Raw genomic sequence first — 1094 nt, forward strand, 5'->3', positions numbered from 1 at the left:
ATATCAACGAGCCCCAGAAATCTTGTCGAAATCGTTGGAAACGGTTTTTATCCAGTTGATACGGAGCTTGATTTGACCGCACCTTCTGAAGTTGGAGATTATCACTTCGCTTATTGGAATATTGATGGAAGTAGAGAATACAGTCAGGAGCTCTCTTTGAAACTCGATGGACCAACGAAGATTGAAGCTGTCTATGAGAACAGACCTCTAAGAACTCTCGAGATTGATTCACAACCCTCCGGACTGAATATGAGTGTGGATGGCCAGGAAATTCTCACCCCCTACACTATCAAGTCAGAAGACGGGGAATCACACACAGTTGTCTTTCTTCCTCAGGAAAGGGATCTTAGTAACCTCGTTAACGGTACAGACACTAGATACTTCTTCAAATCTTGGAGCGATGGTGGTACAAGTAATCCCCGTACGGTATTGCTGAATAGCGATCTGTCTTTGAATGCAATTACTGGAATTGAATATCTCACTGTGACTTGGACGGTTCCAGAAGGAATAAGTGAGTTTTCTAGTGCAGCCTGGAAGATGGCTGGTTCTTCAGTCTCTTATGTTGCTCCCAAAGTCCCGGGCTACATCTTTTCACACTGGGAAATCGATGGCGAAGCTGTACTGACGGAGGAGCTTTCTGTGATTGTTGATTCACCAAAGAGTGTTGTTGCTAACTACAGCCTTGTAGGACATGAGCTTTCTTTAGATACCGACCCGTCGGGACTGGAAATTCTGATAAACGATAAGACTTTTACTTCGCCCGCTTCTCTGTCTGGCAGTTATGGTGACTTTTTTACTGTCGAAATACCTGAACCTCAAACAAGAGATGAATCGGTGTACGTAACAGGAATAGACACAAGATACACCTTCAAGTTATGGAACGATTCAAATACTTCAAATCCAAGAACGGTGCTACTCGATTCGGATAAGAGCTACACAGTCCAGACAGAGACACGGTACCTTGTCGAGACCTCAACGCTTCCAGAGGGAGTTGCCAGTATAGATGGGGCGGGATGGAAAGCAAAGGGCTCTCTTTTTTCTTATGTATCACCTGATTCAATCGGATACGACTTTTCGCACTGGGAAGTAAACGG

Annotated in this window: 1 protein-coding gene; it reads left to right on the forward strand. The window is 44.5% G+C overall.

The features are described from left to right. Positions 1 to 1094 (forward strand): InlB B-repeat-containing protein (locus BG32_RS15495; protein ID WP_183084277.1); only part of this gene is annotated, 1094 nt, incomplete at both ends.

This window comes from Mesotoga sp. HF07.pep.5.2.highcov, assembly GCF_003666285.1.
GTDB lineage: Bacteria > Thermotogota > Thermotogae > Petrotogales > Kosmotogaceae > Mesotoga > Mesotoga prima.